Below are 16,969 nucleotides of genomic sequence, written 5' to 3' on the forward strand. Positions count from 1 at the left end.
ACACGTGATTTATTTGTTGAATTAAATTTATAATATTTCTTTGCTAATGTCAAGGCATTTCTCAAGCAAAATTATTAAGCAAACATTAACAGCAATAAACCCCAGTATAGTGTAGCAATAATCTCAGTCTTATAAATTTATACTAGCCTTAAGGATGATGTGCTAAACTTATTTTTAACAAACAAAAATAACTTGAAAGAAATAAACAATGGCCAATCATACAATCTATCAAATTGAAGCTAAACTCGATGATTTTCAACCAGTCATTGGTCGAACGATTTTGATTAATGCGGAACGCTCACTTGCATATTTTGGTTATACCTTAATATCTGCTTTTGGATTAGAAGGCTCCCACCTATTTGGTTTTCAAAAGAGTTTTGAACTTTTTAATCATCAGCAATCTTACTATTATTTATTGCCAGAAATGGATTTACCAGAATTCGTAGCACCCGGTAACCATTATAGTGTCATGGAAACAAATTTGAGTCAATTTTTTTCGTCTTCAAATCTCAGCAATCAATTTACATTTCAGTACGACTTCGGAGATAATTGGAAGATTTCTTTAAACGTTGAATCAATAGAAACAAAAGAAATATTGTTGCATGACATTCCTAGGGTCACTGGAGGATCGGGCTATGGACTAATCGAAGATATCGGCGGCAACTCTGGATTACATGATTATATAGAGGCATTTGGAAGTGATGAGCTTGATCATTATTATGAGATTTTTGGTAATCAACTACCCCACCTTCGTCCCTTCTCGTTGCCAATTGCCAATGAGAAACTGAAGCCAGAAATAAGCATTTTGAGGCGTCAATACGAAGATAATGAGTAGATAGGAAAACTCTAGTTATTGTTTTTAGTGAAATCCTATAATATGATATAGTAATAATTGAGAGAATTTACTGGAGTGTGAGATGAAAAAAGTGATAACTATTATTTTAGTTTTGGTATTGTTTGGATTACTATTTTTAAATCCTACCCTGGCTTTCGTTGGATTGGTAATTTTTGGATTAGTCATGAAATTCGTTAGCAAAAAGTAATATATACAGCGGGTACAACTATAATGAAGTTTAGGCGAAGAAGTAGTAGAACTAAGACATGGCTTATCCTGGTCTTGTTAATCGTGATTTTAATTGTCGGTTTGATTGCTGGTTTTAAATTAAATAGTCTTTTCAATAATCAAGATGCCGGAATTCAAACCAGTCAGTCAACTACAGCTACAATGGTTAAAAACCTTGAAAAAGTTGATGAACATGTTTTTTTGAATGTCGGTATACAAGATATCGAAACAAGACGGAATAATCTTAAAATACCATGGACTCACATAGGGGTACCACTAACAGAGAAAAAAGCGATAATTATTTTAAACTATGATGCTAAGTTGGGGATAAAAAAGCCTGTCAAGATTAAATATAATGATAAGAACCAAGTTGATATTACAGTACCTAAATTCGACGTTATTGGTGTCGAATTAGATAAGAAAAATCCTTATCAACTTTATGATGATAGTGGCAATATTTTGAGTGCATCAACAAAAAACGTAGATACGGGACAACTTGTTTCTCAAGCACTTTCAAGTAGTAAACAGAAGCATTACTTAAAAACATACAAAGACATGATTCAGGATTCTGCTAAGGATTATTACACCACACTTTTCAAGTCGACTGAAAAAGAAACAAATGTGAAAGTTAATTTTGAGTAATCGTATATTGGTTAATTATGGTTAATTTAAACCGTCTAACAAAAATGTTAGACGGTTTTTGGTAGATTGTAAAATTAAACCGAACACTTGAATAAAAAAGCCGCAGCGCCTTTAATGGTAATTGTCCAAAACAACCATAAAGGATCTGCGACTCATGACTAGTCTATCATCTCAAGAACGTACTGTCATTCAAACTTTGCTGGAATTGAATTATTCGGTTCGTGCCATTGCGCGCTTTATTAGCCGATCACCTGCGACGGTCTCCGTTGAAATTCATCAAGTCACGCCCTATAAAGCTGATATTGCTCATGCATTGGCATTGAAAAAACGTCATCTACGTGGTCGTCATCATACACTAACACCAGCTATCGCTGTCTTTTTGAATGAGCAGATTGGTATTTTGAAGTGGTCACCAGAAACGGCTGCTCATGTTTTAGGGTTACCTTTCAAAACGATTTATAATTGGCTCAATGCTGGCCGACTCAAACTATCAGTGGCTGATTTGCCTGACAAAGGTATCCGCCAAAAGCGTCAATCTGATGGTAGACGACAAGTATTTGTGCATGGTAGTTCGATTGAAACGAGACCTGAAAGTGTGAAAGCACGACAAACCTTTGGACATTTTGAAGTTGATACGATGCAATCGGGTAAGAAACGTGGTGAAGTACTCGTAACAATTACTGAAAGACTAAGCCGGCAACATATTGTGAGACATGTTGCGGGGCGCAACAGTCAGGCAGTGACGCCAGCCTTAATTCGTTTCTTTAAAGGGATCAAGAATGACAAGTCAATCACTGTTGACCGTGGACGAGAGTTTGCAAAATATGATGAAATCGAGCAGAAACTAGGAATTCCAGTATATTTTGCGCACCCATATTCACCAGAGGAACGTGGGAGTAATGAGATATTAAACCGATACGTTCGGCGATTTATACCAAAGGAGCGCAAAATTGAAACAGTTAGCGCCAAAGAATTAGATCAAATTAATCATTGGATTAATGCAAGACCAATGAAAACACTCACTTGGCAATCACCACGAAAGGTTTTTCAGCAGTTCGTAGTGTTCGGTTAATTCTTGCAATCTACCGAGTATAAAAGTTATTTGACAAAAAAAGATAACACTGTTGTCTTTTAAATACATCACCCAAGCAAATTAATGGTAAGGTAAAAAATATGAAGAATACCAAATCTCTAATTCTAAACACCACTACAAAGTGGGTTCGTGCGAAAGATTATCATGAAATATCTCTTAGAACTTGGCATCACTACGGGTGCTTTCTATAAATATTTCAACAATATTGACAAAAGAAGACTTATATTATCAAGTCTAATCACTTTGCTTATGATTGGTTACGAATTAATGTGCATTTTAATTAATTTTAGTGCTATAATGTTGAGCGTTTTGCATACCTTGATGAGCTGTTTATTTTATTTCCTTGTTTGTAATGACTAATAATTTGTTCAACAACTGAATCCAAAGCATCTCTGCTTTCATCAAAAATTATTTCTCTAATATATATAATTAAAGCAGAGTTGCGAATATATCTGTAACAAAAAACATAAAAATTATCAGATAAATGCAAACCATTTTGTAATTTAAATTCCAGATAATTTTTTAAATGAAACTTTTGATTGGGTGATTCTGTCAGATTCTCACTTTTTCTGCCATAAATTTCCCATAATATAATCCAATCACGTCGTCCTGAGTTTGAAGTGCTTATTGATTGGAAACACTTGTCTTGTTCTCCTTCTTCAACATCAAATATTCTTTTTGAATGCTCTGTATCTGGAACGCTTTGTTCTAATTTTTTTAAAACATTCCCAATTGTCATGTTAAGATAATCTTCACTCATTTTGATTTCCTGTGTTTTTCTATAGAATAGATTGCAAGAATTGACACAATACTGCAAATTGTTAAAACATTTTTTGTGGTAATTACTAGATCAATAATTGATTTAGTACAATATATAAATCTACCGTGTCTATGAATATTCCTATTTTGTTAGCTAATCAAAGAACAAATATTACGGTAACTAATTATCATGTTAAAAATATTTGTTCATGTTAACTGATTCAATTGAAAAGTATCTGAGATACGTTTGTAGTATATTTTTGATTGGTTACTTTTGACATTATCAAACGAAAAAATACCAATAAATTTATACGCAATTTTAGCAAAAATTGGATCTTTAATTTTGGCAAAAACAACACGTTTGTTCCAACCAATTTCTGGACCAATATCTTGTTGATTTTTTAAGGATTCTGTGATGTATAACTCATTTTCGATTTCTTCTATACTGTTTGTCCACTGATAACTATTACTTGCGGAGTTTTCTCCTTGATCAATGGTGGGAAACCATACATGGTAATCATTTGAATATCCTAATTTTTCAAGTGGATATCCAGCTCTCATCATTTGACGTCCCGTAAAACCAAAAGTTTGTAATGCCTGTACATGGGTACTAAACGATAAATTTTGTTTTGACGATAAAAATCCTTGATTAATAGCAACTTTTTGTGGATTCTTTAAATCATCAAACCAATCACCCTCAAATTTATAACTCAAAAATTTCCGTTTGATTAAAGACACAGCCATATCAACTTGGGCATGTATAAATTCGATATCTTGATTCTTATTTGAATCAACTTTTATCCTTAACTCATAATAGTTTTCATTTACCTCTCGTATATCACGAAATCTATCGAAATCTTTATTTGAGTTACTCAGATGATGATCTTCATCAACTTCAATGCCAAGATTTATTTGAGGAAAATATAAATCAACGAGTGCACGTTTAAATTTTTGATTGGTACGCATAATTTGTTGCTGAGTAATGGGAAATATACGATCATCATTTAATAGCGACCAAATTCGATTAATAATGTAATTTTCTCTATCTTTGTTCTTTGTGCGTTTTGAAAACATTTTGTATAAGTATTCAGATTTAGATAACGCTGCACTCATATAAATTTATTCCTTAGCGATAATATTCGGTATCAATTATCTTTATTTAATAACCAATATTATTATAGCGCATATGCGATTACTTCAAGATTATTTATTCTTGTGTATTCTTTTTCTTTTCGCATAAGCACGTCGATATGCTCAGAAGTCAATAAATTGGACTACATTTATTCAGTTACTTAGGCAACATTTGAGATGCGATTGCGATTATAAAAATTGATATATCAACCAATGGCTGCTTGGACTTCAGTTAATGTTTGGTATACCTTTAAATACACCTCTTCACGCTTCAATATTGAATGAAACGCTTCCATACGGCCATTATCGTACGGATGTCCTTTGAGTGAATATGAATGTTTCAAGCCATAATTTTGGCATTTAATATTAAACTCAGCACTCGTGTATTGTGACCCCATATCTGAATGAATAATGAATGGCTTTCGATACTTATCTAACGCTATCTGTAAGGCGCTTGTGGCTAGCTCGGCTGTCATTGTATGGCCAATTTTATAGCCCAATACTTTTCTCTTCTCAGGATCCAAAACGGTCGCTAAATAGACCCATCTGTGGTTAGTCAACTGAATATAAGTGATATCTGTTTGCCAAACACCGCTCAAATCATGCAAGTGTCTAATCAAATTGGGCTTTTGATTAACAGTCACAACCGTTTTTGGCTTGCGATAACGTTTTTGCATGCGGGATTTAATCCCTAATTCACGCATCAATTTGAGTGTCATATACTCAGATACTTTCGGACCGTCGGTTTGTTGACTATAAGCAGCAATACGACGATAACCATAAAATTTAAAGGTTTTCCAAACGTCTAAAATATAAGGTTTCAGGGATTCTCTACGCTTTTCTTGTCGACTGGGCTGCCAATGGCGCCAATTGTAATAGGTACTAGATCTGATTTTAAGTGCATTTAAAATACGCACAAGCGCGTAGCCTTGTGCTAAAAATTGATTAACTAGCGGCAATCCCACATTACGGACTATTTTTTGGTTAGTAAGATGGCCGCTCAATGCCTGTCAGGCTACGCGTGATAAAATTTCGTTTTCTTCCTCCAAAATAGCGAGGCGCTTCTCTAGTTGCTTGACGTCTTTTAAAGTCTTTGACCGACCCTGAATCATGACTGGGGTAGCTTGCTTGACCCAAATAGCAATAGAATCTTTTGAAGGTCCAAATTCTTCTGCTAATGATTTAAGTGAACGGCCTTCTTGGTGAAGTTTAACCAATGAATCTTTGAAATCTTGTGAATAACGAATTGACATAAAAATACTCCTATACTTTCATTTTACGGACTGAATAAAAATAGTCCATTTTTTTAGTATAAGAGCATGTTTTTTTGCTGCTAAAGGATTGAGATAAGTATAGGGATAATTATGCCAATCCAAAAATGATTTCAATCGTCGCGAATAAATACCGGTCGCCTCAAAAACAATATCAGGAAATTCATTAAATTGCATGATAATTTTATTGAGTTGATTGAATCACAGGACATCATGGGTTATCTTGAAATGTTGAGTTACCTTACCATCAACCGCCACCGCAACTTGACTAGTAGCTTTAGAGACATCAATACCAATAACATAGTGCATAATAGCACCTCCTTAAAAAATATTTGAAACAACCACTGAAACCTCACGACCATTTAATTTTCTATACTCGACGTCTAGCGCCTAACTTACTAAGATCAAATTGTGCGGTAAAGCCAGTCAAGTGGCCATTTTTTTCTACGACATCTGGTGCCAAAAGGACCAACGACCTAAGTTTCACTACCAATTTTAGAATGAATCTAAAAAAGGTGAAGATCATCTCCGTCGAGAATAATCTTCACCTTTAATGTTAGTAAGTTTTTTAGTATAAGAGCATTTACAACTGCTGATTAATAACTATAAGTATACTATTTTCCAGCATTTAAACTTATTGAATGAACTCCTTGTCCAATTTCGGCGACGTAGAATGAAGCTTCATATCCAACTTTATCTTTGTATGCTTTTCCAACTATTTGTTTTAATTCAGCAACATTTTGTTTATTAACTAAAGCAATAGCACAGCCCCCAAACCCTGCTCCTGTCATTCTTGCGCCTAGAACGCCTGGGACTTTTTGAGCAGTCTCTACTAAGGTGTCAAGTTCAATTCCTGTCACTTCATAGTCAGTCTTTAATGATTCATGAGACTCATTTAACAACCTGCCAAATTCCATCATATGATTATCTTTTAAAAGTTTCACAGCTATTTTAGTTCTTTCATTTTCACTAACTGCATGTTTCGCGCGACGCGCCACAACTTCTCTATTAATTAGATGTTTGCTTTTTTCAAATGTTTTACTGTCAATTTCCCCCAAAGAATTGATTCTCAATTCTCTTTGTAAGTCATAAACAGCTTCTTGGGTTTCTCTAACACGCTCATTATATTTAGAATCGGATAGCTCTCTTTTCTTGTTTGTGTTCATAATTACTACAACGTTGTCACCCATTTTCACGGGAACGAGTTCGTAAATCATCGTATTGGTATCAAGATAAATTGCTTGATTTTTTTCACCATATCCGATTGCAAATTGATCCATAATACCAGTATTAACACCAATATAATCATTCTCCGCTTTCTGACCGCTAGCGACTAATTGTAAACGAGGAATTTTTAGATCATACAACTTTTTAACCACAATTCCAACAAGTAATTCTAAAGACGAGGATGAAGATAAGCCTGATCCATTGGGAATATTACCGACAATAGTTAGTTCAAATCCATGGTCGAATTTATTACCATACAATCTCAATGCTTGAAGCACACCTTTTACAAAATTCCCCCATGATCCTTTCTGCAAATGATTTTCATCATTAATATCAAAAGTAATAACGCCCTCATCTGAAAAATTTTTGGAGTATAGCTTAACAAACCTATCCTGACGAGACTTTGCAGCACCATAGGTTCCAATCGTTATAGCCGCAGGTAGAACATGTCCTCCGTTATAATCTGTATGTTCACCAATTAAATTGATTCGACCAGGTGAAAAGAAAAAATCACTAGGTTGAGAGTCAAATTTTGATTGAAATTCTCGCTCTAATTCTCTATATATTTTGGATTCCATATTGTTATCTCCACTATTATTGTTATTAATCCTCATGTCGTTCATCATAGCCCTTAGGATGACTCTGATGCCACTGCCAAGCTGTCTTGATAATGTCTTGCACATTATCGTACTTTGGTGCCCAGTCCAGCACCTCTCGTGCCTTATCTGAATTGGCAATCAAAATATCAGGATCACCCGCTCGACGTGGTCCAATCTTAGCTGGAATATCAACCCCTGTTGCTTCCCGTGCCGCCTCGACCATCTCTTTCACTGAAAATCCAGTCGCTGATCCTAAGTTAAACTGATTTGACTCATGACCATCAGCTAAATACTGCAATGCCAAGATATGCGCGTCTGCCAAGTCTAAGACATGCACATAATCACGCACATTAAATCCGTCTGATGTATTATAGTCATCGCCAAACATTTCAATATAATCACGTTGTCCCAAACCAGCTTGCAAAATAATTGGTACCAAGTGTGTTTCCGGATTGTGGTCTTCGCCAATCGTGCCGTCTTCTGCTGCACCAGCCACATTGAAATAGCGCAACGCGACCCATTTAACCCCGTCAGCTTGATCGGACCAGTTCATGATTTTTTCCATCATCAACTTTGATTCGCCATAAGGGTTAATCGGATTTTGCGGATCAGTTTCCTTAATCGGAATATGAACCGGATTACCATAAGTTGCCGCTGTTGATGAAAAGACAATTTGCTTGACGTCATGTGCTTTCATCACTTCCAACAATGTAATCATGCCACTAGTATTATTGTCAAAATATTTCAGTGGGTTTGCCACTGACTCTGGCACAATTGAAAAGGCTGCAAAATGAACCACTTGTTCAATGTTTTCTTTATCAAACACTGCCGACAAAGCTGCCTTATCACGAATGTCAACTTGATAAAATGTCGCTGCTGGATTAACTGCTGCGCGGTGTCCAGTGAACAAGGCGTCCACAACCACTACGTCGCGTCCTGCTTCAACCAACCGTTTCACCATGTGTGAGCCAATATATCCTGCGCCACCAAGTACTAATACTGCCATTTTGATTTATTCCCCTACTTCGATTTGCTTAATGAACTTTTCCAGACCATCTTGTCCAGATTGATCATTTTTGAAGACACCTGCATCCTCAAGTACGCGACTGAAAATCTGTCCCACGCTTTGTTGCACGATATGTGTCACATTATTCGTGTTAATCACTTCAGATTGCTTCAAAGCATCTGCCCATGCTTGGTGTTTTAATGCAATGTTATTGTCATTACCTAATAAATATTGCGCAACTTCAGCTAATTCTGTTTTCAAACGTGGCGGTAAAATCGCTAACCCCATCACCTCAATCAAACCAATATTTTCTTGTTTAATATGCTGAACATCTGGATGTGGGTGAAAAATGCCATCTGGGAAAGCGTCAGATGTGTTGTTATCACGTAATACAAGATCCACTTCGTAATGACCACTTCGAAATCTAACAATCGGCGTTACCGTGTGGTGCCGTTCACCATCATCACCATACGCACGAATCGAAAGAGCGGCATCATCATAATTTTGCCAAGCCATCATAATTTTATCAGCGGCATTTAGTAACTTTTCACGATCATCGTCGATTAAGCGGATGGTTGTCATTGGCCAATTTAAAATACCCGCTTCATGTAAATCACAACCTGCAATGGTCATTTTTTCTTTCATGGCTGCTTTTGCCATAGGTAGTTCATAACGACCAGCTTGAAAATGGTCATGTGATAAAATCGATCCGCCAACAATTGGCAAATCTGCATTCGATCCAATGAAATACTCTGGAAATTTAGACACAAACTCTAACAATCGTGATAAGTTTTCACGATCAACATGCATCGGGCGAAGATTTTCAGAGAGCACAATAGCATGTTCATTGAAATAAGCATAAGGTGAATATTGAAAATACCATTTTTCATGTCCCAATGTTATCGGAATAACCCGATGATTGGTGCGTGCTGCATAATCCAGTCGTCCCCAATATCCTTCATTCTCTTTTGCCAATTGTGAAACAGGATATTGCGATTGCTGTTGGTTTTTATTTTTTAAAGCAGCCGCAATCGCTTTAGGATCCTTTTCCGGTTTGGATAAATTAATGGTAATTTGCAGTGTACCATATTGTGTGTCTACCGGATAAGAAATATTTTGACTGATTTCACGTGTTTTAATGTAATTACTGCGTTGGGATAAATCAAAGAAATAATCAGTTGCTTGTCGCGGAGATTGCTGATAATGCTCCCAAAACACTTTTCGAACCTGTGATGGCCTTGGTACAATAAAATTCATGAGTTGCGCACCTAGCATATCAGTGTTCATTTGACGCAACGATAATGTCCCATTTTTTTCGGCAACAGCTGTCAGCTGATCTAGTAAAGCTAGGGTCTTTAAACTGTCATAATCTACCAAGCGAGGTGCCGTATTATGATTTGTTTCACCAACTAATCCCATAATTTGATTGACCAAATAAATTTCGTCATCAATTGTATAATCAGATTCTTCAATGATTTTTTTTGCGAATGCTGTGAATAAATCAATTTCCGCCATTATCCTTCTCCTTTCAATCTTTATAAGTAAAAATCATTGCACCAGAAATTAAAATTTGGGATTACAATAATGTCAATCACCGTATAAAATTCACAATGAATCAAACATTATTTCAACCAGTTTATTTAATGACCAGTGTCTATATATTTAAACGTCTTTAGCGAAGGTAGGGCTTTACCTTTAAAATCAAACAAAGCCTGATTATCCCAAGATGATCCCCCCGCACTCCCCTCAGCATCTTTGTCAAATTCGCTAGCACTTTTGGTTGCCCATCCGGACCCAAATTTCTCCCATAATAGCCTATTGCTTTCTAAATTCGACTTTGGTCCAACAGGGACCCATGCGGGCTCCCAATAGAAAACACCTAGGCCTGTGCTTCCGACGTTTGCGACAGCCTGAAAAACATCACGCAAAGCCGTCGCTTGACCCTGGACGGATACGGGATAATCCAATACCACATTAGAATCTTTGGAAATTGTATTCCTAAATCCATCTCCATCTTGATAGGTGTATGGATATGAAGTTTCTGCGACCATAACTTTTTTGTCATAGGTACGAGAAACATCACTTAGCGATTGTGTCAGATTACTTAAACTACCATGCCAATAAGGATAGTATGAAGTAGCGAAAACATCATAGTCTACGTTATAATCATGCAACTGATTTGAAATCCATTTATCGTTTCCTTGTTTTTGTATATCTGTGAAATGAACGGCGACTAAAATATTTTTATCTACTTTACGAACCGCTGCTGACCCAGAATTAAATATGCCAGCCATTTCTGGCCATTTACTAGTACCCGCAATTCCATTATTAGTTTCATTCCCAATTTGCACCATTCCTACATCTATTCCAGCCTGTTTTATTTTTTGTAAACTATCCAGAGTGTAAGCGTATACTGCCTTTTGTTTCTGATCATAAGATAAATTCTGCCACGATTTGGGTGCCTTCTGTTTAGATGGATCAGCCCAAAAGTCGGAATAATGAAAGTCCACCAACAACTTCATTCCGTATTTACTTGCCTGTTTGCCAATTAAAATTGCTTTCGCTAAATCTGAATTGCCACCACCATACCCATTACCAGACTCTGTATATGGGTTATTCCAGACTCTAACTCTGATATAATTAACACCATTTGATTTTAATATTTGAAAAATATTTTCTTGTTTTCCTTCTTCATTGAAATAATGTACACCACTTTTCTCTTCACTAATTACAGACGAAATATCGACGCCTTTTATAGTATTACCGTTCAAATTATTAATTTTTTGAACAGTAACATCAGAAGCCGATACCGAAAATGAAAAAAGACTAGTTATTGCAAGTGTCATGATTACTATCAACCAATTTCTTTTTGAGTTCATACTGTTTCGGTCCACCTTTAGGTTATCTTTCACCCCTGAATGTTAATGACGCTATCTGCTCCCCTTGTTTGACGACACGATTATCAATTTGTTGAACATCTATAATATTGTCTGGTTGAGTAAAGTACATAATAACATCATCTTGATATCCGTTTTTCGTAATTAATTTCTTGTCAAAGCTCATCAAAAGATCGCCTTTTTTGAAGGATTGGCCGTCCACATAATGTGATACAAAACCAGCCCCACGCATATTGATAGTGCCTATTCCTACATGAATAATTGCTTTTAACCCATTGTTGGAGACAACACCCAAAACATGTTTTGTAGAAAAGGTAAAGTCGACTTTGCCATCAAATGGTGCAAATAAATTGCCTTTTTCCGGATCAATAGCAAAACCAATACCAGAAATAGTGTTGCCATCAACCTCATTAAGTAGCTTTTTTTGTCCTGTGGCGGGTGCAAATATTTCTTCATATTCGACATTCACTTCAGAAATGTTAGCTTTTTTATCGCCATTTGATAAAGTTTTTTCCAGTTCAATAACGATTTCGGCATGCTTTTTCTCGGTGATTTTAACTTTCCACAAGAATATAACTAAGGCTAGAATAGAAAAAAGAAGCGGTGTGTAAAAAGCATAGATTTCAAAGGTATTAATTTTTGCTGCACTAATATCCGCTGCGGTAGCTGATCCAGTCATGCCCGCAGCAATTGCAATTGTTCCAACGATTCCGTTTGAAAAAGCACCGGTTATCTTGTCTAACATAGGTCGAACCGCCAAGACAACAGCTTCGTTGCGGTTACCATTTTTTAATTGCCCGTATTCAATCGAGTCAGTTAGTGATAAGACAACAACCAGTTGCGCAAAAGTAAAATTAAACAAAATAAGACCTATTGTAACCATCATCATATTTGTTTTTCCGAATATAAAAAGCAGATATGATAAGATCATTGCCATTTGTCCAATACTAAATAATACTTTTCTGGTGATAAACTTATTTAGAATCGGATACAACGGAGCAGTAGAAAACCCTATTACTGTTGCAATAGCGCCAGCAATCCAAAATTCGTTTGGTTTTCCTAGCACAAATTTAAAGAAGTAAAATAAAACACCATTGGTCACAACATATGCTAGTGAATACATTAGATATGCTAAGCTAATCCATAAAATTTGGTCATTATGAATAATCCCTGAAAATACATCTTTAATGCTTGTTTTTTTTGTTGCAGCATTTCGAATCAAGTTATTTTTTTCTTTAGTTCCAAATGCTACTGCTAAAGCTGATAAAACGGCTACAACAGAAACAACTATTGAAAATCCAAACCAGCCTGAAGGCCCTTGTTCATGTTTACCAGTTGTGATAAAAGTGAAGTATGTGGTGACAGGAACAACAATCATCGTAAGACCATTCCAACCAATAGAACCAGTAAAACTCCCTAAGGAAGTAAAAATTCCTCTCTCTTTGCTGTCTTCAGATATAGCCGGCACCATTCCCCAATAGGCAACATCCGCAAAGGAATAAAAAATATCTAGTAAAATAAATAAAACTGTGAAAACGATCGCAAAAGCAATCCAATTAATATGAGCCAACCCAAAAATTCCAGTAAATATTACAACTAATAACACTGAACTAACAACCGCGCCAATTACTTGCCAAGGTTTAAATTTTCCCCATCGCGTTTTTGTGTTATCTACAATGTTTCCAAGAATAGGATCGATAACTACTTCGGCCAAACGAATAATTACCACAAGAGCCGTAATCAAACCAATTAACTTGTTTGCTACCGATTGCGGTAACCCATCAAACATGCCACTTGTGACATAAACGATGAAATAAGTGCTTAATGCACCATAGAATGCAGAGTGCCCTAGATTACCAAGTGCAAAAGAAATCATCTCTACTAGCTTATTTCGAGAAAAATTCTGTTTAGTTATGTCTTTCATATTCTTTCTCCTAAATCAGTCCTTTGTTGCTACTATAACCTGATATGGTTCCAATGTAGTGCTTCCATTTAAACTATTCCCTGACAACATATCCGTATAGTTATCCTTAAACAAGGCAATTTGTTTATTATCGGTATAATTTGTAATGAAATAATATTTTTGGCTCTCATCCTGTCGAACTTGTATACTTAAATGTGCATCAGCATTTTCAACAGGAATTTGTGAATCACGAAGTGAGTATTTATCAATTAATTTACTGTAAAATTTATTTAAAAAAGCTTTTTCCGTTCTGCAAGCAACCATCATAGCAGTGCCAGAACCAAAATTATTTTTTGTTAAGGCTGGGGTTTGAGCATAAAAATCATCTTCATAATAAGCGAGTGAGGTAGCGCCTTTCTGTTCAAAAACATCGGCATAGTCGAGTACTTTATATTCGTTGTCTTCCCATATAATGGTATTAGTTTGTTTTGGGTAAAGGGTGTCGGTTTCAACATAAGACAAACCATAAATTCTTTGCAGTCTTTCTGGCCACCCACCTAAATATGCTAAATAATTTTTATCAACCATGCCTGTCATATAAGTACCAACAAGATTGCCTCCCAAACTCACATATTTTTCAATTTTTTCCATATACTCGATGTCCATCATGAAATGCATCGGATCTATCACAAGTGTATAAGGGGATAAATCATCTTGAGCAGAAATAATATCAACGGGTATATTATTCTGCCAAAAAACACTATAGTGACTCTGAATAGTATGCCAATATTTCTTTGTTTGATCCGAATAATTTCTTGCATCATCTAATGCCCATACATTGTCATAATCGAATACAATTGCAATTTGGGGGTGTGTGTATTTAGATTTGAGTAATGGTTGCAATTTTTCTAGATCTTTTCCTACTAAACTTACATCTTTGAAAACTCGTGTACGATTGCTCAAACTATGTGTCACAACAGCGCCGTGGAACATTTCTGAAGATCCCCGTGATTGGTGTAACTGAAAATAAAGTACTGAGTTTGCTCCATGTGCTATCTGTTGCAGACTGCCCATCTCATGCATCCCTGGCCGCTTTGATTTATTGAAAGGGTGCCAATTGACCTGAGAAGGAGTACTCTCCATTATGAGGTAAGAATCGTGCTTCAACCCCCTCATAACATCATTCATTAGAGCCGTTTTCATAGCTAAGGTTTCCGTAGTTTCATAATCATTGGACCAATTAGGATATGAATCCCAACTAATCACATCCACATGTTTAGAGAATTTTTGGTAATCTAAATCCATAAAAATGCTTGATTCTGGGGGATTTCCCCCCATAAAATTTGTTGTAACAGGAATATTTGGAGTCACTTCCCGTAATGGTTTGACTTCATTTTCAAAGACATCAATTGTTTGGTCCGTCACAAAACGTTTCCAGTCCAAATTCAGAATTAGAGAAGTAGTATCACCCAGTGTCGAAGGTGAATGAATGTCATCCCAATTATTATATTGATGACTCCAAAATGATGACCAATATAGCCTATTTAAGTTATCAATCGTCTTATATTTATTTTTCATCCACTCACGAAATTTTTCTTGGCACAATTCACAGTGGCAATCACCTCCCAACTCATTAGAAATATGCCAAAGAATTAAACTTTTACGATGACCATATCTCTTTGCAAGCTGGTAATTGATTGACTTCGTCTTTGCGCGGTAAACAGGCGATGATAAACAATGATTGTGACGTTCTCCAAATAAAAGTTTTTGTCCTTGTTCATTCGTTCGTAGAACTTCCGGATATTTTTCAGACATCCATCTAGGTCTGGCGCCACTTGGAGTAGCTAAAATAATATTCCCGTTTTGTTGTTCAACCCTATCAAAAATATTATCTAACCATTCAAAATCGTAAACTCCTTCTTTGGGTTCAATTTTTGCCCAAGAAAAAATTCCTATTGTGAACGTGTTGATTTTGGCTTGCTTAAACAATGTAAAATCGCGATTAATGATTTCTAAATTATCAATCCATTGTTCGGGATTATAGTCGCCCCCATGTAGAAACTTTGAAATTTGTAATGTGTCAGTCATAAAGCCTATCCTTTCTGAATTCAATATCAATTGACTTCTAAATAATAACTCGTTATCATAGTAAATGGAAGCGCTTACAGAGGTAATAGTGGTAAAAGTTAGTAAATGATGTTTACTTTCATTACTAAATTTACATTAGTCAAATGTTGCCGTTTGTTTTATGATGAATTATATAAACAGTACTTTCTACATAATTAATGAAGAGGTGAAAAATGACTACTATTAAGGAAATAGCCCTAAAAACCGGATATTCTTCAGCAACTGTCTCCAGAATACTAAATAATGACCAAACTTTTTCAGTTACTGATAGTACTCGAGAGACCGTGCAAACGGTTGCACGACAACTTGACTATATATCTGTTGGATCTAATCAATTCTTAGATATTAATCTCGCGGTAATATTTTCAATTAATCCTGATGAAGAACTTGAAGACGTTTATTATGTGAAAATGAGACAAATTATTGAAGCAACAGCCAAAAAAAGTGGACTAAAAATAATTTTTTATAAAAATGTGATGGAGTTATCTGAAAATGCTAGAGGTGTTTTGTTAATTGGAAAGTTTAATCAAGATGCTTTAAATGAGATCATAAAGAAGGAAATTATCTGTGTGTTTGTTGACTCAAATCCTAATCCTGGTGTTTTTACTTCTGTACAGCCTAACTTGGAATTTGCCATCACAAGGGCGTTGAATGAATTTCGATCTCGCAATTTTACAAAAGTTGGTTTTATTGGAGGTAAATTGTGGAACAAAGGCGACAACGCTTTTCAGTTTGATGATTTAAGAAGAAGATATTTTGAAAGCTATGCAAAAGAAATATCGATATATAACAAAGAATTCATATTTATAGGAACTGATTTTTCAACTTCCTCTGGTTATAGAATTGGTAAAACAATTCTTAATACGTATTCTGAGAATGAACTCCCACAGGCTTTCTTGATTGGATCAGACTCGCTGGCAATAGGAGTACTCAGAGCGTTTAATGAAGAAAAAATTTCTGTACCTTATACTACAGCTTTCATAAGTATTAATGATATCGAAGTAGCCAAATTTTCTTCACCATCGCTTACCTCCTTTAAAATTGATATAGATGATATGATAGACGAAGCGTTAAATCTACTACATCAGAGAATAATCAATCCAAAGAGAACACGCCCTGAAATAGTTCTTAAATCACCTGAATTAATCTATAGAGAAACGTTTCCAAAAGAAGTTGACAATCGATAATATTTGTATTTGATTTTTAACACTCGACACTGATAAAAAATTCCTTTTACGAATTATCCCTTAT

At 35.6% G+C, this 16,969-nt stretch carries 14 protein-coding genes; 4 read left to right on the forward strand and 10 right to left on the reverse strand.

The window, feature by feature from the left end; genetic code table 11:
• The first annotated feature begins 208 nt into the window (after positions 1–208).
• The 3 genes from FF105_RS08475 (at position 209) to FF105_RS08485 (ending at position 2,777) form a co-directional block, all read left to right on the forward strand.
• Positions 209–835: a plasmid pRiA4b ORF-3 family protein gene (locus FF105_RS08475; protein WP_290046648.1), complete on the forward strand. Its 627-nt coding sequence runs from the start codon at positions 209–211 to the stop codon at positions 833–835.
• Positions 836–1,066: 231 nt separating this feature from the next.
• Positions 1,067–1,705: a DUF4230 domain-containing protein gene (locus tag FF105_RS08480; protein ID WP_290046649.1), complete on the forward strand. Its 639-nt coding sequence runs from the start codon at positions 1,067–1,069 to the stop codon at positions 1,703–1,705.
• 154 nt (positions 1,706–1,859) lie between these two features.
• Positions 1,860–2,777 carry an IS30 family transposase gene (locus FF105_RS08485; RefSeq protein WP_224144566.1) on the forward strand — a complete coding sequence of 306 codons (918 nt, stop codon included), beginning with the start codon at positions 1,860–1,862 and terminating at the stop codon, positions 2,775–2,777.
• 313 nt (positions 2,778–3,090) lie between these two features.
• Here FF105_RS08485 and FF105_RS08490 read toward each other — a convergent pair whose 3' ends face one another.
• The 10 genes from FF105_RS08490 to FF105_RS08535 form a co-directional block, all read right to left on the reverse strand.
• Positions 3,091–3,558, reverse strand: a complete 468-nt coding sequence (locus FF105_RS08490) for a hypothetical protein (RefSeq protein ID WP_290046650.1) — start codon at positions 3,556–3,558, stop codon at positions 3,091–3,093.
• A gap of 206 nt (positions 3,559–3,764) precedes the next feature.
• A complete protein-coding gene (locus FF105_RS08495; protein WP_224144568.1) occupies positions 3,765–4,670 on the reverse strand; it encodes an AbaSI family restriction endonuclease in 906 nt (301 codons plus the stop codon).
• Between the two features lie 224 nt (positions 4,671–4,894).
• Positions 4,895–5,653, reverse strand: coding sequence for an IS3 family transposase (locus tag FF105_RS08500; RefSeq protein ID WP_224144569.1), 759 nt, complete (start codon positions 5,651–5,653; stop codon positions 4,895–4,897).
• Positions 5,654–5,698: 45 nt separating this feature from the next.
• Positions 5,699–5,941, reverse strand: a complete 243-nt coding sequence (locus FF105_RS08505) for a transposase (RefSeq protein WP_224144570.1) — start codon at positions 5,939–5,941, stop codon at positions 5,699–5,701.
• A gap of 632 nt (positions 5,942–6,573) precedes the next feature.
• A complete protein-coding gene (locus tag FF105_RS08510) occupies positions 6,574–7,764 on the reverse strand; it encodes a galactokinase (protein WP_290046651.1) in 1,191 nt (396 codons plus the stop codon).
• A 25-nt stretch (positions 7,765–7,789) separates the two neighbouring features.
• Positions 7,790–8,791 carry a UDP-glucose 4-epimerase GalE gene (gene galE / locus FF105_RS08515; RefSeq protein ID WP_290046652.1) on the reverse strand — a complete coding sequence of 334 codons (1,002 nt, stop codon included), beginning with the start codon at positions 8,789–8,791 and terminating at the stop codon, positions 7,790–7,792.
• A gap of 6 nt (positions 8,792–8,797) precedes the next feature.
• Complete coding sequence (gene galT, locus FF105_RS08520; protein ID WP_224144574.1) at positions 8,798–10,306, reverse strand: UDP-glucose--hexose-1-phosphate uridylyltransferase; 1,509 nt, start codon at positions 10,304–10,306, stop codon at positions 8,798–8,800.
• A gap of 125 nt (positions 10,307–10,431) precedes the next feature.
• Positions 10,432–11,637, reverse strand: a complete 1,206-nt coding sequence (locus FF105_RS08525) for an arabinogalactan endo-1,4-beta-galactosidase (protein WP_290046653.1) — start codon at positions 11,635–11,637, stop codon at positions 10,432–10,434.
• A gap of 55 nt (positions 11,638–11,692) precedes the next feature.
• On the reverse strand, positions 11,693–13,612 hold the full coding sequence (locus FF105_RS08530; RefSeq protein ID WP_224144576.1) for a glycoside-pentoside-hexuronide (GPH):cation symporter: 1,920 nt from the start codon (positions 13,610–13,612) through the stop codon (positions 11,693–11,695).
• Positions 13,613–13,627: 15 nt separating this feature from the next.
• Positions 13,628–15,679, reverse strand: a complete 2,052-nt coding sequence (locus FF105_RS08535; RefSeq protein WP_224144577.1) for a beta-galactosidase — start codon at positions 15,677–15,679, stop codon at positions 13,628–13,630.
• A 212-nt stretch (positions 15,680–15,891) separates the two neighbouring features.
• On the opposite strand from FF105_RS08535, the gene FF105_RS08540 reads away from it, so the two are divergent.
• Positions 15,892–16,905, forward strand: a complete 1,014-nt coding sequence (locus FF105_RS08540) for a LacI family DNA-binding transcriptional regulator (RefSeq protein ID WP_224144578.1) — start codon at positions 15,892–15,894, stop codon at positions 16,903–16,905.
• Positions 16,906–16,969: the final 64 nt, after the last annotated feature.

Origin of the sequence: Leuconostoc sp. UCMA20149, assembly GCF_030400235.1 — a bacterium.
GTDB lineage: Bacteria > Bacillota > Bacilli > Lactobacillales > Lactobacillaceae > Leuconostoc > Leuconostoc pseudomesenteroides.